At 46.9% G+C, this 24,677-nt stretch carries 22 protein-coding genes; 10 read left to right on the forward strand and 12 right to left on the reverse strand.

From position 1 onward, the window contains the following. Positions 1 to 61 precede the first annotated feature (61 nt). From F905_RS07830 to cysD, 3 genes are all read right to left on the reverse strand, one after another. The gene (locus F905_RS07830) at positions 62 to 334 is read right to left on the reverse strand and encodes a hypothetical protein (protein ID WP_005179342.1); all 273 of its coding nucleotides are present in this window, start codon (positions 332 to 334) and stop codon (positions 62 to 64) included. A gap of 144 nt (positions 335 to 478) precedes the next feature. Beyond that, positions 479 to 2,092 carry a sulfate adenylyltransferase subunit CysN gene (gene cysN / locus F905_RS07835; RefSeq protein ID WP_005179344.1) on the reverse strand — a complete coding sequence of 538 codons (1,614 nt, stop codon included), beginning with the start codon at positions 2,090 to 2,092 and terminating at the stop codon, positions 479 to 481. A 99-nt stretch (positions 2,093 to 2,191) separates the two neighbouring features. Next, a complete protein-coding gene (gene cysD / locus F905_RS07840; RefSeq protein WP_005179347.1) occupies positions 2,192 to 3,106 on the reverse strand; it encodes a sulfate adenylyltransferase subunit CysD in 915 nt (304 codons plus the stop codon). A 324-nt stretch (positions 3,107 to 3,430) separates the two neighbouring features. On the opposite strand from cysD, the gene F905_RS07845 reads away from it, so the two are divergent. Next, entirely contained in the window at positions 3,431 to 3,973 is a 543-nt protein-coding gene (locus tag F905_RS07845; RefSeq protein ID WP_005179350.1) for a hypothetical protein, read from the forward strand. A gap of 94 nt (positions 3,974 to 4,067) precedes the next feature. On the opposite strand, the gene lysS is transcribed toward F905_RS07845, so the two are convergent. Next, positions 4,068 to 5,594 carry a lysine--tRNA ligase gene (gene lysS, locus F905_RS07850; protein ID WP_005179355.1) on the reverse strand — a complete coding sequence of 509 codons (1,527 nt, stop codon included), beginning with the start codon at positions 5,592 to 5,594 and terminating at the stop codon, positions 4,068 to 4,070. Between the two features lie 256 nt (positions 5,595 to 5,850). Between lysS and F905_RS07855 the strand changes: the two genes are divergently transcribed. Further along, a complete protein-coding gene (locus tag F905_RS07855; protein WP_034598188.1) occupies positions 5,851 to 6,357 on the forward strand; it encodes a YqiA/YcfP family alpha/beta fold hydrolase in 507 nt (168 codons plus the stop codon). A gap of 53 nt (positions 6,358 to 6,410) precedes the next feature. Here F905_RS07855 and F905_RS07860 read toward each other — a convergent pair whose 3' ends face one another. Then, complete coding sequence (locus F905_RS07860) at positions 6,411 to 6,953, reverse strand: adenine phosphoribosyltransferase (protein ID WP_005179368.1); 543 nt, start codon at positions 6,951 to 6,953, stop codon at positions 6,411 to 6,413. Positions 6,954 to 7,457: 504 nt separating this feature from the next. On the opposite strand from F905_RS07860, the gene rubA reads away from it, so the two are divergent. The 4 genes from rubA (at position 7,458) to oxyR (ending at position 10,778) form a co-directional block, all read left to right on the forward strand. Then, complete coding sequence (gene rubA / locus F905_RS07865) at positions 7,458 to 7,622, forward strand: rubredoxin RubA (protein ID WP_005179369.1); 165 nt, start codon at positions 7,458 to 7,460, stop codon at positions 7,620 to 7,622. A 77-nt stretch (positions 7,623 to 7,699) separates the two neighbouring features. Continuing rightward, entirely contained in the window at positions 7,700 to 8,878 is a 1,179-nt protein-coding gene (locus F905_RS07870) for an NAD(P)/FAD-dependent oxidoreductase (protein WP_005179371.1), read from the forward strand. A 51-nt stretch (positions 8,879 to 8,929) separates the two neighbouring features. Next, positions 8,930 to 9,865 carry an alpha/beta fold hydrolase gene (locus F905_RS07875; RefSeq protein ID WP_005179373.1) on the forward strand — a complete coding sequence of 312 codons (936 nt, stop codon included), beginning with the start codon at positions 8,930 to 8,932 and terminating at the stop codon, positions 9,863 to 9,865. Positions 9,866 to 9,878: 13 nt separating this feature from the next. Then, entirely contained in the window at positions 9,879 to 10,778 is a 900-nt protein-coding gene (gene oxyR / locus F905_RS07880) for a LysR family transcriptional regulator OxyR (RefSeq protein WP_005179377.1), read from the forward strand. A 93-nt stretch (positions 10,779 to 10,871) separates the two neighbouring features. Here oxyR and ppk1 read toward each other — a convergent pair whose 3' ends face one another. Beyond that, positions 10,872 to 12,953 (reverse strand): polyphosphate kinase 1, encoded by a 2,082-nt coding sequence (ppk1, locus tag F905_RS07885; protein WP_005179379.1) that lies wholly within the window; start codon positions 12,951 to 12,953, stop codon positions 10,872 to 10,874. Between the two features lie 111 nt (positions 12,954 to 13,064). Then, the gene (gene mtgA, locus F905_RS07890) at positions 13,065 to 13,739 is read right to left on the reverse strand and encodes a monofunctional biosynthetic peptidoglycan transglycosylase (protein ID WP_005179383.1); all 675 of its coding nucleotides are present in this window, start codon (positions 13,737 to 13,739) and stop codon (positions 13,065 to 13,067) included. A gap of 78 nt (positions 13,740 to 13,817) precedes the next feature. Between mtgA and F905_RS07895 the strand changes: the two genes are divergently transcribed. Beyond that, a complete protein-coding gene (locus tag F905_RS07895; RefSeq protein ID WP_005179386.1) occupies positions 13,818 to 14,636 on the forward strand; it encodes a rhomboid family intramembrane serine protease in 819 nt (272 codons plus the stop codon). A 34-nt stretch (positions 14,637 to 14,670) separates the two neighbouring features. On the opposite strand, the gene F905_RS07900 is transcribed toward F905_RS07895, so the two are convergent. Then, positions 14,671 to 17,154, reverse strand: coding sequence for an ABC transporter permease (locus tag F905_RS07900; RefSeq protein ID WP_005179389.1), 2,484 nt, complete (start codon positions 17,152 to 17,154; stop codon positions 14,671 to 14,673). A 1-nt stretch (position 17,155) separates the two neighbouring features. After that, positions 17,156 to 17,881, reverse strand: coding sequence for an ABC transporter ATP-binding protein (locus F905_RS07905; RefSeq protein ID WP_005179393.1), 726 nt, complete (start codon positions 17,879 to 17,881; stop codon positions 17,156 to 17,158). 32 nt (positions 17,882 to 17,913) lie between these two features. On the opposite strand from F905_RS07905, the gene F905_RS07910 reads away from it, so the two are divergent. Continuing rightward, a complete protein-coding gene (locus tag F905_RS07910) occupies positions 17,914 to 18,525 on the forward strand; it encodes an arylesterase (RefSeq protein ID WP_005179403.1) in 612 nt (203 codons plus the stop codon). A gap of 96 nt (positions 18,526 to 18,621) precedes the next feature. Here the strand turns inward: F905_RS07910 and F905_RS07915 are convergent, their stop codons facing one another. Continuing rightward, positions 18,622 to 19,236, reverse strand: a complete 615-nt coding sequence (locus F905_RS07915; protein WP_034598190.1) for a carbonic anhydrase — start codon at positions 19,234 to 19,236, stop codon at positions 18,622 to 18,624. A 309-nt stretch (positions 19,237 to 19,545) separates the two neighbouring features. Here F905_RS07915 and F905_RS07920 point away from each other — a divergent pair, with 309 nt between their 5' ends. Next, on the forward strand, positions 19,546 to 20,568 hold the full coding sequence (locus tag F905_RS07920; RefSeq protein ID WP_005179410.1) for an alpha/beta fold hydrolase: 1,023 nt from the start codon (positions 19,546 to 19,548) through the stop codon (positions 20,566 to 20,568). Between the two features lie 14 nt (positions 20,569 to 20,582). Beyond that, on the forward strand, positions 20,583 to 21,590 hold the full coding sequence (locus F905_RS07925) for a hypothetical protein (RefSeq protein WP_005179413.1): 1,008 nt from the start codon (positions 20,583 to 20,585) through the stop codon (positions 21,588 to 21,590). Between the two features lie 72 nt (positions 21,591 to 21,662). On the opposite strand, the gene F905_RS07930 is transcribed toward F905_RS07925, so the two are convergent. Further along, positions 21,663 to 23,723, reverse strand: coding sequence for a TonB-dependent receptor domain-containing protein (locus tag F905_RS07930; protein ID WP_005179416.1), 2,061 nt, complete (start codon positions 23,721 to 23,723; stop codon positions 21,663 to 21,665). A gap of 171 nt (positions 23,724 to 23,894) precedes the next feature. Then, positions 23,895 to 24,533: a Fe-S biogenesis protein NfuA gene (gene nfuA, locus F905_RS07935; protein WP_005179419.1), complete on the reverse strand. Its 639-nt coding sequence runs from the start codon at positions 24,531 to 24,533 to the stop codon at positions 23,895 to 23,897. Positions 24,534 to 24,677 lie beyond the last annotated feature (144 nt).

Consider the following 24,677-nt stretch of genomic DNA (forward strand, 5'->3'; position numbering starts at 1 on the left):
TAAAACTAAATCCAACAAAAATATTTCCTTTAGCTCGCTATCTAAAATACGGAGCCTTTAATTAACTACACCCTTTATATTCCTTTACCATTCGATCACTCACATCTTCCGGATAACATAGCGGTGCATATCCGCCTACACGATTATAAGCACTACGCTTACCACAACGACTACCATTACTTGCAGTATTGTAAGGACACGGACAATTTCCCGGATAATTCTCAATCGACTGCTGGATTATTTTCTGCTTGATTGCTTCAATGCTTTGGCTGCTCTGTTTGGCTTCAGCTCCAAAAGCCACACACAAGCCAGCCAGCAATATTAATTTTTTCATATATCCCCTAAATCTAGGGAGCATTGTATTAATTGACCGGTAAATTGAAAGATCACATTTTGACCAATCGAATGATTCTCATGCAATCAAAATTTAGGCAATAAAAAACCCGCCAATCAGACGGGTTTTTAAACCAGCCCAGTCTTATAGACGAACCAGCTCCACAATTTTCTCAGCCAGTTCTTCAACGGCTTCGGTGCCATAGCTTACGTCAGTGCCTTCAGCAACATCGGTGACCACCACAACACCAGTTTCACGAAGTAATGCCACTTGAGCAGCATTCAGACCCGCTTTTGCAATTGCAACTACACCTTGCTGAATCAGCAGGCTTTCCAGCGCTTGTGCATTTTCCAGTGCTTGTGCAGTGACAGTCACCGCAGCAGGTTTTTGACCTAAACGGGCAGCACGGTCTTCCGCAGTCACAGGTTCATCATGTGCGGTCCATTCTACCGCCGCTTCCACCATACCCGCACCAACGGTCACGTTGCTTAAACGGTCAATGAAAATAAACGAGCCGGTATAACGGCTGTCCTGATAACGGTCAAATACCACTGGCGCATCAAACTCGATCTGAACATCAGCAATCGCGTTCAGTTCCAGCTGCTCTACCTGAGTTTTTTCCAGCGTATTCACGTTTACACGATAGTTAATTTCAGCAATTTTGGCAGGAACAGTTTGCGTACCGAGCTTAATGTTGTACAGCTTGCCTTTGACCAGTGGCTGATCATTCATCCACACCACAGTTGTGCGTGCAGAACGTGAAATTTCCGGTTGATCGCCCGCTTTGACCAGCAGGTTACCGCGTGAAATATCAATTTCATCATTCAGGGTAAGGGTAACGGCCTGACCGGCAAAAGCACGTTCCAAATTGCCATCAAAAGTTACAATGTCTTTGACGGTAGAACGTTTGCCTGATGGCAACGCGACAATTTCATCACCCACACGGATGTCGCCCGAAGCAATGGTGCCAGCAAAACCACGGAAGTCGAGGTTTGGACGGTTGACATATTGCACCGGGAAGCGGAATTCGTTTTTACCTGAAGTCCGGCTAATTTCCACGTTTTCCAGCGTTTCCATCAAAGTTTCGCCGCTGTACCACGGAGTATTGGCCGACTTGTTCACCACGTTATCGCCATTCAGGGCAGAAATTGGCGTGAAAATGATATTGGCCGGTTTACGGTCACCAAGCTGGTTCACGAACTCGTTATATTGCGCCTGAATTTCATTAAAGCGCGCTTCAGAGAATTCCACCAGGTCCATTTTGTTGATGGCAACAATAATGTTCTTAATACCCAGCAGGCTGGCAATAAAGGTATGACGACGGGTTTGGGTCTGCACGCCATAACGTGCATCAATTAAAATAATCGCCAGATCCGCAGTTGATGCACCAGTGGCCATGTTACGGGTATATTGCTCATGTCCCGGGGTATCGGCAATGATGAACTTACGCTTTTCAGTCGAGAAATAGCGATACGCCACATCAATGGTAATACCCTGCTCACGTTCTGCCTGCAGGCCATCGACCAGTAAAGCCAGGTCAGGTGCATCCCCTGTCGTCCCGACTTTTTTCGAGTCACGGGTTACCGCTTGCAACTGATCTTCATAAATCAGTTTTGAATCATAAAGCAGACGACCAATTAAGGTCGATTTACCATCATCGACGTTACCGCAGGTCAGGAAACGCAATAAGTCTTTATTTTCGTGCTGTTTTAAATAGGCCAAAATATCTTGGCTAATGAGTTCTGATTGATGAGACATTGCTCAAACTCCACAAATTCTTTAGAAACCGGTTTAATCTCCCTCCCCCCTTTTACCTAGGGGAAATTTTCTCTCTTTAGAAAGAGAAGTCGGGAGAAATTAGAAGTAGCCCTCTTGCTTCTTCTTCTCCATCGAGCCGGCTTCATCATGGTCAATCATACGACCCTGACGTTCCGAGCTGGTGGCCAGCAACATTTCCTGAATAATTTCGGGCAAGGTATCTGCGCCTGACTCAACTGCGCCGGTCAGTGGGTAACAGCCAAGTGTACGGAAACGTACCGATTTCATTTGTGGCACTTCGCCTTCATGTAAACGCATACGCTCATCATCAACCATAATGAGTGTGCCGCTACGTTCTACCACTGGACGTTCAGCAGCAAAGTACAATGGAACAATTGGAATCTGCTCGAGATAAATGTATTGCCAGATGTCCAGCTCGGTCCAGTTCGACAATGGGAACACACGAATGCTTTCGCCTTTGTTGACCTTACCGTTGTAAAGATTCCACAGTTCTGGACGCTGGTTTTTCGGGTCCCAACGGTGTTTGGAATCACGGAAAGAATAGACACGTTCTTTGGCACGTGATTTTTCTTCGTCACGGCGCGCACCACCAAATGCAGCATCAAAACCGTATTTATCCAGCGCCTGTTTCAGCCCCTGGGTTTTCATGATGTCGGTGTATTTCGAGCTACCATGATCAAATGGATTGATTCCGGCGTCACGGCCTTCCTGGTTCTGATGCACAATCAGATCAAAACCATGTTTTTTGGCCATGTTGTCGCGGAATTCAATCATATCTTTGAATTTCCAGCCTGTATCAACATGTAACAGAGGGAATGGAAGTTTTGCAGGATAGAAGGCTTTCAAGGCAAGATGCAGCATCACCGCAGAATCTTTACCAATCGAGTACAGCATAACCGGATTTTCAAACTCGGCAGCAACTTCACGGATGATATGAATACTCTCAGCTTCAAGCTGTTTCAGATGAGTAAGTCTTTCCTCATTTAATGACATGGACAACACCAGCTTAAATCAACGTGTACTTATTACACTTTATAAAATTTATATTCATTATAGAGATTTAGTTATCTGTACTATTGCTTGTTTTATTATATTAATATGCAAAAACGTCATATACAGGATTACTGATATTGCTATCAAAGTTTACTCATACCCTGCATAGCATCGCTTATTTTTAGCCTGATCACTATTTTCCAGTCGCTGTTTTTATACTCACTTCTATCTATTGAGTTATTGTTAAAAGCTCTAATAGATCGCTTCATCTCTCAGGTAAAACACTTAAAATAAAACAAATTTTAATTTTTTCTGATTGCTTCCATGCCTTATAGTCATTACGATTTAGCCACCTTAAAAGCCCAGCTGGAACAGGCGCAGCTTGCCGACTTTCTGTATCAGCATCAGCAGCACATGCTGGTGTTGCAGGAAGCGTTTGATGAAGATGGTTCTGCACTAAATACCTTTGTCCAGCACGAGTTCAGTGCCGATCAGATCGGGCTGCAATTTGGTCTACGACTTTCGGACCATAACATCGAGTTTTTGATTGGCCTGACCCACAGTAATCAGGATCGCGGTTATGAAATTGGTGCCGGCAATTTAAAAGGTGACCAGAAAGCCTTTAACCTGATGTATGCCTTTTATAATTATCCAAAAGCCTTTTATCTGGTTAGCATGCCGCTGGCCTCCACCTCAAGCCAGCTTGAACAGGCCATTGAACAGCAACTGTTCCAGCGTCCGGAACTGGCCTTCCTCGACACCGCAGTCAAAACCAATCCAATGGGTGAACAGGTACAGTGGATGAAATCGTTTATTGTGCAGCAAAGCCTGAACATGAAAGTGCGTATTCAGACCAGTTTAATCTAAGCGATTCTTCTGATCTGTGCTTTACGTATAGCTTGATGATACTCAAACAAAAAAATAACCCACGACATTCGTGGGTTATTTGATGTAGCAGATTTTAGTTCTTGTGACGCATATGCGGGAACAAAATCACATCACGGATACTTGGTGCATTGGCAAACAACATCACCAGACGGTCAATCCCGATTCCTTCACCCGCTGTAGGCGGTAAGCCGTATTCCAGTGCTTCAACGAAGTCAGCATCGTAATGCATCGCTTCATCATCACCAGCATCTTTCTCAGCCACCTGTGCCTGGAAACGTTCTGCCTGGTCAATTGGATCATTTAACTCCGAGAAGCCGTTTGCCAGCTCACGACCACCAATGAAGAATTCAAAACGGTCAGTGATGTGCGGGTTCTCATCATTACGACGTGCCAGCGGCGAGGTTTCTGCCGGATATTCAGTAATGAAGGTTGGCTGGCGCAGTTGAGTTTCAACCGTTTCTTCAAACACGATGGTTTGCAGCTTACCTAAACCAAAGCCCGGTTTTACCTGCTCTTTCAGTTCGTTTTGTACGAAGTTGGCCAGAAATTCACGGTCATTGACGTTTTCAGGCGTGAACTGCGGGTTGTGCTCAAGAATCGCATCAAACATCGAGATTTTCTTGAACGGACCTTTGAAGCTATACACTTCATCACCATACGGCACATCGGTCGAACCCAAGATATCGATGGCTAATTTCTCCAGCATCTGCTCGGTCAGTTCCATCAAATCTTTGTAGTCCGCATAGGCCTGATAGAATTCAATCATGGTGAATTCCGGGTTATGACGGGTCGATACACCTTCGTTACGGAAGTTACGGTTAATTTCGAACACACGTTCAAAACCGCCCACCACCAGACGTTTTAAATAAAGTTCTGGCGCAATACGCAGGAATAATGGCATATCCAGTGCATTATGATGGGTTTCAAATGGACGCGCCGATGCACCACCAGGAATCACGTGCATCATTGGGGTTTCAACTTCCATGAAACGCTTTTCAGTTAAAAACGCACGGATGCCCGATACCACTTTGGCACGAATTTCAAAAGTCTTACGGGTTTCTTCGTTTACAATCAGGTCCAGATAACGCTTACGATACTTCACTTCGGTATCTGTCAGGCCGTGGAACTTGTCTGGTAATGGACGTAGTGATTTAGTCAGCAATTCAAAGTGCTCGATATGCACATATAAATCGCCTTTGCCTGAACGGCCGATATAACCTTTAACGGCAATAATATCGCCGAGGTCCAAACCTTTAATGGTTTCCAAGGTTTCAGGGCTAAGTTCTTTACGGGCCACATACAGCTGGATACGACCCGTCATATCCTGAATTACGATAAATGAACCACGGTTGAGCATGACACGACCAGCCACCGACACATACACCTTGTCGCCGCCTTCAATTTCTTCTTTAGATTTGTCGGCAAACTGTTCTTGTAAATCTTGCGCGTAATGTTCACGCTTGAAGGTGTTTGGCCATGGACTGCTGTTGCTTTCCTGAGCCTTTTCTTGGATTTGCTTTAACTTGGCATGACGCTGTGCAATTAAATCGTTTTCGGAAATAGTGGGTTCAGAAGTCGACTGAGCGTTTGGTTGCGTCATCTCTGCCTCGAAAATTACTAAAAAATGAAGTGCAATAGCATAGCAGATTTATTTGGCTTTTCGTATGCTCTGCTGAATCCTAAGCCATTTTTTTCATTTTCTAAACCTCTGCTAAACAGCACCTCGCCTTTTGCTGAACTGTTAGACCAATAGCTAACTTCTTTCTTGCGTCACCACTCTTACAATAAGCAGGAGAAATTAATTGAAAAGGAAACTTTTCAACTATTCAATAGACGCTTGAGTGTGAATGAAAACAATGAATAGATGCACCTCGAAAATCCTATTTCTGCATGGGCTGGATTCCTCACGTGAATCGAGTAAGTTTCATGCCATCTGCGCAGATAAAAAATACTGTATTACCGTGGATTATCGCAATCTGAACTACCAGACGGTGGCCAGTTTCTATAACGATATTATTGTTAAAATCCAGCCTGAAATTATTGTCGGACATAGCCTGGGTGGTTATTGGGCCTTAAAGATGTCAGCTCTGCATGGTATTCCCTGCGTCATTGCCAATCCGAGTTTACAGCCCGACTTCCGACCGGACTATCCGCAGATCTCCGAACAGGAACTGGACCATGATATTCCACAGCTGGCCTATCTGGAACTCGGCGATGAACAGCTGGACATGCACTGGGTACAAACCCAGCTGGAAAATTACATGCCAATTCATGCTTTTAAAGGCGGTCATCATCGGCTGGTGTGTCCGGAAAATATCAATCCTTTAATCTGGCAACTGGAACAGCAATCACTGCACAAATAAAAAAGCCTTGCACTCGGCAAGGCTTTCTATGTTTTACAGGGTAGTGCTCAGACTTAAGCCACTGCTTCCACCGGCTTAGAGCGTTCATCCAGTACCGACCAGATGTTCAGACCTAAATCTGCGTGTAAATCTGGTAAATCCAGGAAAATGCTCGCACCCAGAATTTCATGCTGACATTTTTCCGCCAGTTGTTTCACTGCTTTTAAGGTACCGCCAGTCGCTAATACATCATCCACAATAATAACTTTCTGACCGGTGACATCTGCCGCCATTTCCAGACGGTCCAGACCGTATTCCAGGCTATAACCCACACCCACTACCGGTGGTGGTAATTTACCGGCTTTACGCACCAGCAATAAGCCCTTGCCAGTACGCTGTGCCAACAGGCTGGCCAGCACAAAACCACGTGCTTCTACCGCAATAAAGCTATCTACTTCAGCCAGTTTTTCTGCAGGAATACTTTCAATTAAAGCATCTGTCAACGGACCAATATTTTTCATGAATAAAGGGGTCAAGTCATAAAAACAAATACCGGCTTTAGGAAAGTTTTGGACAGTACGAATGTGAGACCACAACGTTGTAGACAGCTTGCTCATAAGGAGATCGGAGAGAGATTAAAAAGAATAGGTGAATTTTACAGCGTCTTGACCGCGAAGACCAGCCAAAGTCCGCCCTTCAGGTTTAAATAAAACCCGATTAAAATTAGTAAATCATTGTTTTTATTATTGGTATTTTTATACTAAATAACCAATATAGATTATCCTAATTATAGAATAGCCTATTTAAGCAAAAATAGCTGTCCGACTTTAGTCGAAATTTAGGTGATCTCTCATATATTTTGAAAAGATTTGCGCTGGTTTTTAGTGTGCATATTGTCCGACACTATGCAATATTTGAGATTTTAAAGATAAATTTTGTCCTTCTTAGCCATTCAGCTTTAGAAATGAAGCATTAGACTCCGATATTTACTTTACTTTAACCTCATAACTGCGTAAAAATTTAAGCGAATATGAAGTGTTAAAATCATATCAACTGAGTCATGCTGGTTAGGGAATTTTTTGCCGGTCAGGTTTATTGAAGATCGGCTTTTGGAGAGTCAAATGAAAAAGTATCAATGCATCGTTTGTGGATGGATTTATGACGAGGCAGAAGGCTGGCCGCAAGATGGCATCGTCGCGGGCACCAAATGGGAAGATATTCCAGATGACTGGACCTGCCCGGACTGTGGCGTATCTAAAGTCGATTTTGAAATGGTCGAAATCTAAGTACGCCTCGAAGACCATAACTGCATGGTCTTTTTTTATGTCTTGAAACTTATGCTCAACCTTTTATGGAGAAAATAATGCATCCGATTGTCATCATTGGTTCTGGTATGGCTGGCTATACAGTCGCCCGTGAATTTCGCAAACTGAACCCTGAACAGGAACTGGTCATGATTTGCGCAGATGATGCAATCAACTATGCAAAACCTACCCTCTCCAATGCCCTGGCCGGCAAAAAAGCACCCGAACAGATTGCGCTGGGGGATGCCGCAAAAATGGGGGCACAGCTGAATATGCGTATTGAAGTGCATACCTGGGTCAAAGCCATTGATGCCGAGCAGCATCTGCTGACTTTAGAGAAAGATGGCGTCGAAAGCCAGCAAGCCTATGCCAAACTGGTACTGGCAGTCGGAGCCAACCCGATTCGTCTGGCCATTTCTGGCGATGGCAGTGATGATATTCACGTGGTCAATAATTTAAATGACTATAAAGCCTTCCGCGAACAGCTGGCAGCGCGTCAGGATAAACGTGTGGTGATTTTAGGCGCAGGCCTGATTGGCTGTGAATTTGCCAATGACCTGCAAAATACCGAGCATCAAGTCACGGTGATTGATCTGGCACCTCAACCGCTGGGCCGTTTATTGCCTGAATTTATTGCCACTGCATTTAAACAGAACCTGGAAGAAACTGGGATTCATTTTGTCTTGGGCACCACGGTCGATAAAGTATCGAAACTGGATAAGGGTGATTATCTGGTGACACTGGCCGATGGCCGTAGCCTGAGTGCCGATGTGGTGCTATCCGCCGTCGGTTTACAGCCGAATATCACTTTAGCCAAAGAAGCCGGCATTCATACCAGTCGCGGCGTGCTCACCAATGGCTTACTGGAAACCAACCTGGCTGATATTTATGCAGTGGGCGACTGCGCTGAAGTCAACGGGACTTTATTGCCGTATGTCATGCCAATCATGCAGCAGGCACGTGCCCTGGCCAAAACCTTAAATGGTGAAACCACACAAGTGCACTACCCGGCTATGCCGGTTGCAGTGAAAACCCCGGCGGCACCATTAACGGTGTTACCGGCCCCGGTAGATGTGGAAGTGACCTGGCAAAATGAAGAACTGGACGATGGCATGATTGCCAAAGCCTTTGACAGCACTGCCACCTTACGCGGCTTTGTGCTGCTCGGGCCAACAGCCGGCAAACAGCGCCTGGCTTTAAGTAAACTTGTTCCTGACTTGATTCCAGCGGCAGTTTAGCGCTTTAATCCATCAGGGGTGCGCGCTCACCTTGAAGAAAGGAATATAAGAATGAATAGTTTGCGGTTAAATGTTTCACCTTACAGCAGTTTTATGCACGAAACCAAAGTCGACTTGGGCAATGGCATTGAATTGCATGTCGAAATGGGCGGCGAAATTGGCAATCCGACCATTTTACTGGTCATGGGACTGGGTGCACAGCTGCTGTATTGGCCAGACTTTTTCTGCAAGTCACTCATTGACCAAGGCTTTCGGGTCATCCGTTTTGATAACCGCGATATTGGCCTGTCCTCTAAAGTACGCCATCAGGGCGAGCGCCTGAATACCCTAAAACTGATGGGCCGTTTTGCCTTGGGTTTAGAAAATCAGGGGGCGCCTTATAACCTGTATGATATGGCCGATGATGTGGCCCTGCTGATTGATAAACTGGAGCTGGAACAGGTTGATGTGATTGGCGCTTCAATGGGCGGCATGATTGCACAGATTCTGGCGGCCCGCTATCCGGACAAGGTCAGAAAACTGGCACTATTGTTTACCAGCAACAACCAGCCTTTCCTACCGCCTCCTTTCCCGAAACAGCTGTTCAGCCTAGTGGGCAAGCCGGCATCCAATGATGAAGAAGGCATTATTAACCACAGCCTGAAACTGTTTAAAGTGATTGGTTCGCCAGGTTATCTGAATGAAATGGAAGCGGTACAGACCGCCCGTAAATTATATCAGCGAAGTTACCATCCAACGGGTGTACTTCAGCAGTTTTTAGCAATATTATGTACAGGCTCATTGCGCAGTCTGGACAAGCAGATCCAACAGCCCACGCTGGTTGTTCATGGTTCTCGTGACCGCTTACTTCCACCTGCACATGGTAAGGCTGTTGCGAAAGCAATACCTGACGCTAAATTTGAATTAATTGAAGGAATGGGGCATGATATCCCTCCGCATTTCATTCCATATCTTAGCGAATTATTTGCTCATCACTTTAAATTATAAGCATTAGGACACTATGGCTGCATTACCATCCTTAAGACAGCTGTCATACCTCGTTACACTGTCTGAAACGTTGCATTTTACAGAAGCGGCGCGCCGTTCATTCGTGACTCAATCGACATTGTCGGGCGGAATCATGGAGTTAGAGCGCTTATTGGGTGGCGTATTGGTTGAACGCGATCGCCAGAATGTACGTTTGACTCCTCTCGGTGAACAAGTTGTAGCCCGAGCGCGTGTTCTATTGGCTGATGCGCAGGACTTGATGCGTCTAAGCCGTGAAATGAGCGAGCCCTTAACCGGCGACCTGCATTTAGGTGTAATTCCAACCATTGCACCGTTCATTTTGTCGCAGCTGTTAGATGAAGTGCATAAGCAACTGCCAAAAATCCAGTTACACCTGCATGAAGCACAAAGTGAAAAAATTGTAGAAAAACTGGAACACGGTAACCTGGATATGGTGTTACTGGCGCTACCGTTTGATACCCGCAGTCTGAAAGTTGCTGAAATTGCCAAAGAAAATCTGGTACTGGTCCACCATAAATCCGATGCACACTCGGCTCAGGCCAAATCTTTAGAAGATCTGGACCTGTCTCGCCTGATGCTGCTGGAAGAAGGCCACTGCTTGCGTGATCATGCCTTAAGTGCCTGCCCGATTGGCGAGCGTAAAAATGATCATCGTTTAAAAGCCAGCTCACTACCAACTCTGGTGGAAATGGTATCAGCCAACCTCGGCTTTACCTTACTGCCTGAAATTGCCATTCATACCAATATGATTCAGGCCAATTCAGAGCTGGTGGTGAAACAGATTGACGCGGCACCTACCCGTACCCTGGCCTTAGTAACGCGTAAGAGTACTCCGCTGCAAAGCGAATTTGATGTGTTATTGCAAATTCTGCAAAAAATCTCGCACAGCTAAGTTCTTCAATACCCATAAAAATAAGGAGCATCAGCTCCTTATTTTTTTAGCGGATAAAAGCCTGACATTCTTTAAATGTCAGGCTTGCTTCGCTTACTGAATCATCTCGATCAGGGTGCGCTGTGCATTGGAAGCCGGCTCACCTTCTGCGGCCTGCGCACGAATCCAGGTACCATCTCCCTGCAGTAGCCACGCCTGCTGGTTATCTTGCAGATAAATTTGCAGACCTTGCTGATAAATACGTTTTTTCAGTGCCGGATCTTCAATCGGGAAGCAGGCTTCCACCCGGTTAAACAGGTTACGGTCCATCCAGTCAGCACTTGAACAGTAAATACGCGCATCACCATTATTGCTGAAGTAATACACGCGGGTATGTTCCAGGAATCGGCCGACAATGGAACGTACCCGGATATTTTCCGACAGCCCCGGCAAGCCCGGACGCAGGCAGCAAATCGAACGGATAATCAGGTCAATCTGCACGCCAGCCTGGGAAGCCTCATACAGTTTATTGATCAGCTGCATTTCGGTTAAGGCATTCACCTTCACAATAATTTGCGCTGGTTTGCCAGCTTTGGCATTGGCAATTTCATCATCAATAAAGTTGATCAGCTGGGTATGTAGGGTAAACGGCGCATGCAGCAGCTTTTTCAGCTTGGCCATTTTGCCCATGCCGGTCAGTTCCTGGAAAATGCGGTGTACATCTTCACAGAGTTCCTTGTCTGTAGTCAGCAAGCCGTAGTCGGTATAAATCCGCGCATTACCGGCATGATAGTTACCGGTACCCAAATGCACATAACGCACCAGCTTGTTATTTTCACGGCGTACCACCAGAATCATTTTGGCATGGGTTTTATAACCGACAATGCCATAGACCACCACCGCGCCGGCTTCTTGCAGCACGTTGGCCACGGCAATATTGGATTCTTCATCAAAACGCGCACGCAGCTCAATGACCGCGGTCACTTCTTTACCATTACGCGCCGCTTCCGCTAAGACTTGTACGATTTCAGAATCGGCACCACTACGGTACAAAGTCTGTTTAATTGCCAGTACCTGCGGGTCACGCGCCGCTTCACGCAGCAGGTTAATCACCGGGGCAAAGGATTCAAACGGATGATGCAGCAAGATATCCTGCTTTTGCATGGCCGAAAAAATATTCTCGGACTTTTTCAACACTTTCGGAATCACTGGCGTATGTGAATCATAACGTAAATGCGGACGTTTAAAGTTAGACAATAAACGCGCCAGATTCACTGGACCATCCACTTTATAGAGCTGGTCTTCATGCAGATCAAACTCATTTAGTAGATATTCATAAATCGGTTGCGGACAGTTCTGGGTCACTTCCAGACGCACCGCGCGGCCAAAACGGCGGGAGTTCAGCTCGCCTTTCAGCGCTTTGGCCAGATCTTCGACATCTTCGTTTAAGGCCAAGTCAGCATTACGGGTGACACGGAACTGATAACAGCCAGTCGCAGTCATGCCCGGGAACAGGTCCGATACATGCTCATGAATAATTGCAGACAGCATCACGTGATGTTCTTTACCACCGGTCAATTCATCTGGCAAACGCACCACACGTGGTAAAGAGCGCGGCGCTGGCACCACAGCCAGGTCAATCTGACGGCCGAAGGCATCTTTTCCTTCCAGCGTCACAATAAAGTTCAGGCTTTTATTGACCAGACGCGGGAATGGATGAGCCGGGTCCAGGCTGATTGGCGTTAAGACCGGTGCCACCTGTTCCTGAAAATATTTTTTCACCCAGGCCGATTGGGCTGGCGTTAGTTCACCACGGCGCAAGAAACAGATATCTTCTTCACGCAGTTTAGGCAGAATTTCCTGGTTTAAAATACGGTATTGGCGCTCAATGGCAGCGTGGGCAGTTTGGGAAATCTGCTCCAGTACCTGTTTTGGAGTCAAGCCATCCGGGCTACGGCTTTCATTACCCAAATCCAGCTGTTCCATCACCCCTGCAACACGAATTTCAAAAAACTCATCTAAGTTACGTGAAAAGATGAGTAAAAAGTTCATACGTTCCAGCAACGGATGCAAAGGATCGACTGCCTGCTCCAGCACGCGCAAATGGAAATCGAGGATAGAAAGCTCACGATTGATGTATCGATCATTATAGGTATAGTCTATTTGCGCAGGGGTCGCGCTCGCTGCCGTATTCATATGCACCCTATGACTTTTTCTCAAGTATTCACTATTCATAAGTATGCTTCAATTTTGTGACAATTTCATAAAAAAAGCCCACTGCTGTGGGCTTTTTTTCAATTTTACAACTCAAGGAATCTCGCTGTAACGCATGTATTTACGGATCATGCGCTTACGCGGTTCCAGACCACGACCGTAACGGTTGTCCTGATAATATTTCGGATTCGGTAAAATCGCAGCCAGAAAAATCGCTTCTTCACGGCTGAGGCTGCGTGAAGACTTGCCAAAATAATGCTGGGTCGCCGCCTCAATACCGTAAATATTGTCGCCAAACTCTACCGAGTTTAAATACACTTCCAGAATCCGCTGCTTGCTCCACATGCGTTCCATCATCCAAGTGGCAATGGCTTCCTGACCTTTACGCAAAAACGAACGCTGGTTAAATAAAAACAGGTTTTTCGCCAGCTGCTGGGAAATGGTCGAACCGCCAGCCACCACCTGACCCTGATCTTTATTACGTTCTAGTGCATGCTGAATACCTTCCCAGTCAAAGCCATGATGCTGCATAAACTTGCCATCTTCGGCAGCGACCACGGCTTTTTTCAGATATTCACTGATCTGGTCATAGTCACGCCATTCATGCCGGATAGGCTGGGAAGTATCTGACCAGTAGTCCAGACGCATCATCATGGTACTTTGTACTGGCTGGGTTCGCCACCAAGCCAGACTCGAGAAAATCCACAACTGGATCAATAAAAACAGACTGACAAGAATTAATAAGGTACGGACAATAAAAGCTTTCATGTCAGCTTGGGGCTCCTGAGGCGTGAATTTTTCGTGTTAAGCTTATAACGAAATAAATCATCATTGTATAAAAATAGCATGTCTGAATATTCACCGCCGCTGATTCACCATAAACCCGAAACGCATTTATGGTGGCTGACGGCCCTGTTGATTGCCCTCAATATTGGTGTATTTGCCTGGCAAATCCTGACCGGTGTCGATGCCAGCCAGCCCAGCACCCGAGATGCGATTCTCTGGGGCGCCGACTATGCTCCCCTGACCTTTCTCGAACAGCCGCAGCGTCTGTTCAGCAGCATGTTTTTCCATTTTGGCATGATTCACCTGATGCTGAATATGTGGGCCCTGTATATTTTTGGCAGCGTGGCCGAACAGCTTTTTGGCCGGCCGTATTTTTTAGGCCTGTATGTACTGGCCGGACTGATGGGCAGCCTGCTCAGTGGCTATTTACAGATTCAGGATTCCTTACAGATTCTCGCGCATGGCCTGACCAGCCCGGATTTACTGCCAAGTGTGAGCGCTGGTGCATCCGGTGCGGTGATGGGTTTGGGTGCTTCCCTGACGGTTTTATCATTATTGCCACGCCTGCCGAAACAGCGTTTTCTGCTGGATAAGAAAACCCTGTTACTGGTGATGGGCCTGAACCTGTTTATGGGCTTTATGATTAGCGGAATTAACAATGCCGCACATATTGGCGGCATGGTAATGGGTGCAGCCTTGGCAGCACTTTGGTACATCGGCCAGAAGCTGCACAAGTCAGCGCTGTTTTCACTGCTGGCGCTGACCGGCGCCGCCATCATCAGCTGGCTGTTTTATCAGTACTGTCTGCAACAGGTACAGATGCTTGCCCCGCTGTGGCAGGAAATTCTCGCGATGATGCGCCAGCAATTGCAGCTGTAACGCATACCCCACCATTTTAATGCAGAGATGAAACTTATTGATTCATCTCTCGCAGACTTTGCAAAGGCGGAATATCAGATAAATAACTAAGCCGATAACGGCCAATTAAAGCACACAATAAAGTCATTACAACCGGCAAGATTAGCCAGATTTCCCAGTGTGGCTGAATTGCCAGTTCCATCCGGTAACTGGCAATCGCACTAATCACCTCGGCAAACAGACAGGCCACCACTCCGGCAATCCCGCCAATCAGGCCAATTTCCAGACTCATCATCCGTTTTAGTTTCTGCTTGGAACTACCAAAAGAACGCAGCAAGGCCACTTCACGTTTCCGCTCATCCATCAGCAGGTTTAAACAGGCAATCAGCACCAGAATCCCGGAGACCGCCACCAACACTGCCAGAATGGTAATAATCTGTACCAACACATTCACAATCCGTTTAATCTCTTCCAGAATCAGACTGACATCAATAAATACGGTATTGGAAAACTGCTGGATCAGCTGCACCAGTGCCGGCCGGTCCTGCTCCGGCACATAGAAACTGCCCAGATAGCTGCCGGCATTTTCATCCATGGTCTGCGGTGAAAAAATAAAGAAGAAATTCGGACTAAAGCTTTCCCATTCCACGCTGCGCAGATTAATGACTTTGGCCTGCAACAAGCCTTCTGGCAAACTAAAGGTCAGCGTATCGCCAATCTCAATGCCCAGTTCTTGCGCAGTATTGGCTTCAACCGAAACCTGCCCGACCTGACTAAACTGTTCCTGTCCGGCCACAATTAGGTTATCGGCCGGAAAGCGTTCGGCCTGGGTCAGGTTCAGTTCACGTCGGAGCGAATTATTGTGCTGGATTAGCGCTTCTGCAAAGGGCTGATCGTTTTTGGCCACCAGCCGCCCGCGCACATTTGGGTACAGCGGCGTACTGTGCCAGCCCTGCTGTTCAAGTTGCGCCTGAAACTCTGGCATATCAAACGGTGGTAAACCATAGACAAACTGGTTTGGCGTACCTTCCGGCAATTGCTGCTGCCAGCGATCCAGCAGATCGGTACGTAATACTGCCAGCACGGTAATCAGGCTAAGGCCCAGCGCCAGTGCGGTAATCTGAAATGCAGTCTGATACGGCGTGCGCACATAGGCCGAGATGCCGCTTTTTAAATTGCGGATCAGTTTCAGGAAGCTCCAGACTACGGCATAGAGTACGCTGCACAGCAGGATGATGGCGCCCATGACCCATAGCGTTAGTACGATATTTTCAGTCAGCACCACACTAAACAGCATCAGGCTGAGTGTGCCGGTCAGCAGCATCCACAACATCGACTGAACCGATTTTTCCTGCTGGCGAATCACCCGGATTGGTGGGGTATTGAGCAGCTGCCACAGACTTGGCAAAATAAAGCCCAGCAGTACCACGGCACTGGTCAGCATGGCAATCGGGAGTGGCCCCAGCAGCATCTCGACAGCGGAAAACTGCAATTGCAAATGCGGAATCAGCTGTAACATCAATTGCAACAGCCCATAGCCTAGCGTAATGCCGACCGCACTACCGAGCAGCATCGCCAGTAACAGCACCACCGCCAACAAGGTCAGATAAGCGCCCAGAATCTGCTTCTTGGTCGCGCCAATGCAACGCATTAAAGCAATATGATCCTGATTCTGCTGTACATAGCGCTGGCTGGTTAGGGCAATGGCAATGCCGCACAGTAAAATGGTGAGAATATTGGCCAGCTGTAAAAAGGTATCCAGATTGGCAATTGGACGCATCAAGCGGGTATTGCCTTCACTGGCATTGCGTAGGCGCAGCCCATCTGGTTCGCTAATATTCTGCCCATCGACTTCCTGAGTCTTGGGCAAGCTCTCCTGATACTGTTTAAAATCCTGCTCGAACTGGCGGGTATGCTGGGGTGTACCAGCCATCAGCAAGCGGTAATTAATCCGGCTGCCGACCTGAATGGCATTGGTACGCGCCACATCTTGCTGGGCAATGATCACCGTCGGTGAAAAACCGCTAAAGCCCAGTTCCTGATTGGAATCATGCTCGATGCTGGCCGTGACCTGAAAGGCGCCATCGGCAATATTTAAGGTATCGCCCACCTGAATTTTCAGCAGCTCCATCGCGCGCTGGCTAACCCAGACCTCGCCCGGTTGAATGGCAGCAGCAGGTTGGGGCGCAACCCGCAGCTCACCGCGTAACGGGAAGGCCTGATCAATGGCTTTGACATTCACCATCACAAATTCATCGCCGGTGTGTGCCATCGAGCTAAATACCGTAACATGCGACTGCTTTAGCGCCAATTCATCGGCTGCCGCTTCCCAGCGCGGTGCAATCGGTTTATTGTCAGACAGCACCAGATCACCGGCCAGCATTTCTGCCGCCTGCAAAGCCACCGCATTTTGAATCTGCTCATTGCTGAATTTCAGCGCGGTTGTGGCACTAATTGCCAGAATTAGCGCAATCAGTAACAGATAAACACCGGTACTTTTAAAACTCTGGGTCAGTAAAGGACGAAATAACGGGTTCATCTCATCCTCCTGCCGGGTGTTCCAGCAATTGTCCCTGACTGAGTTCAAAATGGCGCTGACATTGCTGCGCCAGTTTCGGATCATGCGTCACCAGCACCAAGGTGGTCCCCAGTTCACGGTTCAGTTGAAATAACAGCTGTTCAATTTCTTTGGCGGTTTCGCCATCTAAATTCCCGGTCGGTTCATCGGCAAAAATGATTTTAGGCTCACTGATTAAAGCCCGGGCAATCGCCACCCGTTGCTGCTCACCACCCGACAGGACTTTCGGGGTCTGCTCTGCCTGCCGTTCCAGTCCGACTTTTTTCAGTAGATTACGCGCCTTGTGTTCGGCCTCGGCAAATTTAAAATTCGGTTGCAAGCGTAGCGGCAGCATGACATTTTCCAGTGCGGTTAAATGCGGCAATAACTGGAACGACTGGAATACGAAACCAATATATTTCAGCCGCACCAGCGCACGCTGTTCTTCATTCAGCTCCTGAATTGATTCACCACAGACCGTTAACTGCCCGGCACTGGCCTGATCCAAGGTCGCCAGAATCCCCAATAAGGTTGATTTGCCTGAACCGGAACGGCCGGTAATCGCCACCTGTTCCCCCGCCCGGATCTCCAGATTTAAATTTTCAAAAATCGTCAGTGTTTTTTGTGCAAGTTGTATCTTTTGTGTCAATTGTTGGGCAGAAATAATGCTTTGTGGCATGATGGCGGTATCTGTAGTGAATTGAGTCATAGTATCCTTAAATGCACATTCGCAATTTCAAAATGAGTTGTTTTGCTTATTTCGCTGTGGCGGGGCTTGCCTTCATGCCCATGCTGGTGTCTGCCAAAACCATCATGATTCTGGGTGACAGCTTAAGCGCCGGTTACGGTTTGCAACCACAACAAGGCTGGGTCCATCTGTTACAAAAACGTTTAGAGCAACAGTATCCGAAACAGCATAAAGTGGTCAATGCAAGTGTGAGTGGCGAAACCACCAGCGGCGCGCTGGCACGTTTGCCCAAATTACTGCAAACGCATAAGCCGCATGTGGTGGTAATTGAACTGGGCGGTAATGATGGCTTGCGTGGTCAGCCACCGCAGCTGATTCAAAATAATCTGGCGCGGCTGATTCAGCACAGTCAACAGGCCAAAGCCAAGGTGATTGTATTTGGCATGAAAATGCCACCCAATTATGGCAGCGCCTACAGCAAGGCGTTTGAAAATAACTACAAAGTGGTGAGCCAGCGTTATCAGGTCAAATTACTGCCCTTCTTCCTAGACGGTGTCGCCGGTAAAAATACCCTGATGCAAAAAGATCTGATCCATCCGACGGCTGCAGCCCAGCCCATTTTGCTGAAAAATGCCTATCCCTTCATTCAGGCAGCATTAAAATAAAGCCGATTCAACGCTGAGATGGTTTTCAAGATCCGGATTTCAGCCATAAAAAAAGCGGGACATCAATCCCCGCTTTTTGATTATTTTTAGAATCAATTAAAAATCAAAGAAAGTTACTTCACCGGTTTCTAATGAATATTCTGCACCTACGACTTTCAGCTGCCCCTGTTCAATCAGGTTTTCTAACACTGCTGAACCATGACGTAGCTGATTGACTGAGGCAAACACATTGGAACGAACCGCATGTTTCGACAGCTTGGCCAAATCATTTTTCAGTTCAGTCTGCATCAGCGTTTCTACGGACGGGCGAACACGGTTCACAATTGACATCAGATTGGCAGATGGTGGACAGTCCGGGCACATCAAGGTATCAATGGTGGCCTGAATCGCGCCACAGTGACTATGGCCCAAGACCACAACCACGGCGCAGTCATAACGCTCTGCCGCAAATTCAACACTGCCGACCTGAGATGGCGCAACAATATTCCCTGCCACACGAATCACAAACAGATCGCCGAGTCCCTGATCAAAAACCATTTCTGCAGGTACACGTGAATCAGAACAACCGAGCACAATCGCAAAAGGATTCTGGTCTTCGGCCATCTCTGCACGTTGATGGTGGGTTAGTTGTTTCGGATGATTGGTATTGCCCGAAACAAAACGTTGGTTTCCTTGTTTAAGACGTTCTAAAGCCTCTTGAGCTGTGAGCATTCTTGTTACCACCAGTTTTTGAATTTTCAGCATTTTAATCCTCTGCCGGGACAAAGTCACTTGCAAAAAAAATAGCTGATCAATTTTTATAAGATAAATTTTTTCAAATTTTCCTAAAGTAATTGCGATTTACATCACACTTCAAAAGCAGCACACCAACCCGGTCAAAAAACAGCTAGGTGACATTTTCTGCAAAGCCCTTACAATAACCAGAAACAGCATTTTCAATTCGACTTAAGGCGAAAATTTACACAATTCAAACAAGCCAAGCCGACGCCTATTTAAAAAATATTCTTGGGGATATCGTCAATGAAGCAGGATTCTTCGCGATTTTTGTCTTGGCCACGACTGGCAGTCCTGGCACTGGCACTGTCTGCCCCTCTGCTCAGCTCTGCCGCCAAACTCTCGCCTGAACAGCAGGTGGTGCAGCATTATTATCAGACTGAACGCCAGGCGGCGGGTCTGGTCTCGAAAAGCTTGAAAATTGGCAATATTACCTGGCGCTATAATGAAGGCGGCGATGTTAATCGGCCAACCATTTTGCTGTTACATGGCTTTGCCGGACACCGCGACAACTGGAACCGGGTGGCCAAATTTCTCACCCCGTCCTATCATGTGATTATCCCCGATTTACCCAATACCGGTGAAACCCAGAGTTCGGGCAATTTCGACCTGTCTGTACCAAGCATGAGCGCACAATTGCGTCAGCTGGTAGAAACCTTGAATATTGCCGACAAGCTGAATATTGCCGGGCACTCATTGGGTGGCTCTGTGGCAACGGTCTATGCAGCCCAATATCCGTTTGATACCCAAAGCCTGTTCCTGCTGAACAGTGCCGGTATTTATAAACACTCCAATACGCCTTATACCAAAGATCCGCTGTTACTGAAAAATCTGGTGGTCACCGCGCCGGGCGATTTAGACCATATTGCGCATCAGCTGATGCAAAACCCGCCGAAAGTACCAGAGCAGTTTAAATCTGCTCAAGAAAAACTGTTAATTTCACGGGCCAGTCAATCCTTAAAATTTATTGATCAGATGGTGACCCTAAACCGGATTTACACCCCGGACAGCTTTGCCCGCCTCACCCGCAATATTGAAGCACCGACCCTGATTCTCTGGGGCAAGCACGATAAAATTATTAATGTTGAAGTCGCCAAAGAATTACAGGGTCTGTTTAAACGCGCGGAAACCCCGGTCATTTTAAATAATGTCGGTCATGTGCCAATGCTGGAAGCCGAACAGCAGGTGGTACAACATTATTTACCCTTCCTGGCCAAAACACAGAACCTAAAAAACCCGCTAGCTGATAAACTGATTCCTTTAAACTAAGTTCCAGAGATTGTATGCAGCAAAACCCGATGCTTGAGCAGTTGATTGAAGCTCATCTTGACTTTTTAGCACATGAGTTTTCTCAGCCTGAAACCGTACAGCAGGAATTTCTGCATTTTTATCACTGGTTCCGCAAGCAGCATCTGAAAGATCTCTGGAGCTGCGAACAGCTGAATGCCCTGCTGCAAAAACAGATTCTGGACACGCCGGCCAGCGCCTTTCTGATTGAACAGATTGCAGAACACATCCGCTTTGCCCTAGTGCATCCGGTGAATGACAGCGCCAAAATTGCCGATGTCATTCCGGTACTGACCATTGATAAAATTGCCCAGTATGTGGCCAGCAAAAGTGGTCATCGTCAGCGTCTGATTAAAACCGTGGTCAGTAATCCGGCCTTTTCTGCGATGATTAGCCAGTTAATCCAGCACTCGATTCAGGATTATCTGGACAATTCACTGATTGCCAAAAGCGTGCCTGGCGTGTCGCGTTTTATGAAAATGGGCAAATCGGTACTGGAAACAGTGACCGATTCCAGTTTAGACAGTGCAGTCAGCGCCTATTTGCAAAAGAATATCTTAAAGCTTAGCCAGATGAGTGAATCGGTCCTGAACCAGCATTTAGATGATGACAAGCTCTATCATCTGCAGGCCAATATCTGGCACAAGATTAAAGACCTGCCTTTGTCGGTCTTAAAAAATTATATTGAAGTACAGGACCTGCCACAGACTGTAGTGCTGGGCCATGAAATCTGGGACTTTATGCGCCAGAGTGATTATTTAAAACAGCAGCTACATGATGGGGTACACGCCTGGTATGTCCGTAATCAGGAACGCACTTTTGACCTGTTATTGCGTGATCTGAATATTGATGAAGCCCTGATTCAGCAAGAATTACAGCAGCTGTTAAACCCCGTGATTCAGCAGATGCTGTCGCAGCAGTATTTACGGGAACGTGCGCGGCTCTATCTAGAAAAGTTTTATTATTCCGAGCCGGCACAGAAAATTCTGGACACCCGTACCTAAGCCTCAAAAAAAGCCGCAATTGCGGCTTTTTCTTGCTTGATCATTGAAACGTAGATGTTTAGCAGTTGATGATTAGAACTTGGCCATCAGGTTAATGCCATAACGGCGGCCATCTAGAAGCTGATCACCATCACGGTCTTCAGCTTTTTCATCCAGCAGGTTATACACGCCAAATTTACCACTGATATTTGGGGTAAATTTATAGTTCAGACCCACATCTAAAAACTCATAACCCGGATTTGGCTGGGCAACAGAAGTCCGGCTTAAATAGGCAGATGTTTCTGAACGATAATGCAGGCGTGACCAGATATTCAAGGCATCATTAATTTCATGATCGACCGTAATATTCAGCATATGCTCCGGCATCTGGTTTACAGGCTGGCCTTTGAACTCACCTGTCTTAAATTCGGAATCGGTAAAGGTATAGTTGGCCATGAGCGTGGTGTAATCACTCAGGCTGGCTTCCAGAGTCGCTTCCACACCTTTTAACTCAGCTTCATCGACATTAATCCGTTCACTGATGAAATAAAACGGTGTATCGCCTTCAAAACATTTCCACTCCTGCCAGTTATCCCGGTTGGTCGAGCTGCCATCGGTATCGGTTTCGCAGGCACGCACTTCGGTAATCCGGTCTTTATACTGAGTGACATAAGCGGTTAAGGACGCCTTGACCCTGTCATTTTGCCAGTTCACGCCCAGCTCTGAAGACAGACTCGATTCCGGGTCTAGGTCCGGATTGGCGCGAATAATGCCGCGTCCGGTGGCTAACGGTGAACCACCACCGCCGGTGACGCTATAAAAGCCTTCCGTGGCAGCACGAATATCCGGCTGTTTATAACCGGTTGACACCCCACCTTTCACGGTCCATTGGTCATTCAGGCTATACACGCCATATAAGCGCGGCGAAACATGACCACTGTAGTTTTCGTCATGGTCATAGCGCAGCCCGGCGGTTAAATCGAAACGGTCACTCAAATGCCAGGTATCTTCCAGAAAAGCCGCGGCCGACCAGCGGGTTAATTCACTAAACTCCGGCGCATTCGGATTACGGTTGGTGGCCTTATCGGTGAGTTTCTCATCTTTATAATGCGCACCAAAAGACAGTGTATGATTGCCCAGCAACCAGTTCCACTGGTTATTAAAGGTCCAGGTATCCAGTTCAATGCCTTTGGTGCCCAACTGGGTATTACCACGATCGGGGTTTTTAGAATTTTCATACTGCAGATAGGTGGTACTATCAAGCTGATCGCTATAACGGCCATGATGGGTTAAGGCATAAACATGACGATAATTACGTGAACTGGAATCGGCGGCATTGTTGGCCGGTGCAACCGTTTTACCCACCGTGGTTTCCGATTCCTGCTGGACAAAATTGGCTTCCAGTTGCAGATCATGATTGTCATTGAGTATATAACTCAAGCGGCTATTCAGGCTTTCCCGTTCAGTCCCGCGAAAACCGCCAACATAGGCATCTTCTTCACGTTTTTGCTTATTCAGCGACAGCTGTAAACCAAGCTTGTTCTCTAGTAATGGACCCGCCAGATAGACCGAGCCATTTTGAATATCACCGGCATTGCCCTGATCCTGAATGCCACTGCCCAGTTCGACACTGCCCGACCAGCGGTCACTGACTTTCTTGGTAATAATATTCACCACCCCGCCCATCGCATCTGTTCCATACAGTGTTGAGGCCGGCCCACGAATAATTTCAATTCGCTCAATCGCGGAGACCGGCGGCAAAATATTTTTCTCAAAACCGGCATCATCGCCATTTGGATTGACATCACGGCCGTATTGACGTTTGCCATCGACCAGAAACAAGGTGTAATTCGAGCTCATACCGCGAATGCTGATGGTTTGTGCCGAGCCAGAACCGGACACCACCACGCCGGGAGTATGTCTAAGTACATCTGTAATATCATTATATTCACGCTTTTCCAGCTCTTCCTGATCAATCACGGTAATGGACGCCGGCGCCTTGGACAGGTCCTGTTCATAGCCGGTAGCGGTTACCACAATGGTATTTAACTGGGTCGCATCTGCAGTGCTATTGTCTGGATTTGCTTGAGCAAGGCTGCTCATCACGGCAAGGACCGCAAAAGATAATGCTGACTGGTTCAGAGTTTTATTCATCAGGTTATCCCAATTTAATTAAGGAGAAATTCTGTGTATTTCGTTGCGCATTGTAACAATCTTGACTGATAATTCAATTAATACTGATAATTATTATCATTATTATATTTATTTAAAACAGTAAAAAGCCTCCACGATGGGAGGCTCATTTGCTGAAGTGAAGCTTATTTATTATTTAAAATAAGCACCTTCGGCCTGGCTGTGGTCAGTCTGGTCTACCACACGCATTAATTCAGGCACATGCTGTTTTAATGTGGTTTCCACACCCTGTTTCAGCGTGACATCAATCGCTGAACAGCCCTGACAACCGCCACCGAATTTCAGGATCGCGGTTAAACCGTGTTCCGGATCTTCAACCACTTCCACCAAGGCACAGTTACCGCCGTGACCGGCAAGGCCCGGGTTAATTTCAGACTGTAACACGTAAGTAATACGCTCTTCGATTGAGGCATCTGGACCCACGCGTGGCACTTTCGAGTTAGGCGCACGGAAGGTCAGCTGACCACCAAAACGGTCTTTGTTGTAATCAATAACCGCATCCAGTAAATATGGAATAGACGGGGTGTCGATATAGGCCGGAAAATCCGGATAATCCTGCTTATAATCTGTTGGTACGACTTCTTCTGGCGCACTATAAGCCATACAACACTCAGCACGCGGCGTTCCAGGATTCTCAACAAAAACGCGCACACCAATCCCCGGTGTATTTTGCTTTGCCAATAAATCTTTTAAATACTCTTGAGCATTTGGGGTGATCAATAAGTTTGGAATCTCTTCTGCAACTGCAGTGCTGTGGTTCTCAGTCGACATAACAATATTTCCTCATGCTGAAGTTGCCATTTTAACTGAAGATGCGGGGGAATTAAAAAAATTCAACTAAAATTGTCGGAATTATCCTATGAAAGTTCTGTTTCATTTGTTTTTTAATGGCATTATGATCAGGACACCCGAAAA

The sequence above is a fragment of the Acinetobacter sp. CIP 53.82 genome, assembly GCF_000369465.1.
Lineage (GTDB): Bacteria > Pseudomonadota > Gammaproteobacteria > Pseudomonadales > Moraxellaceae > Acinetobacter > Acinetobacter indicus.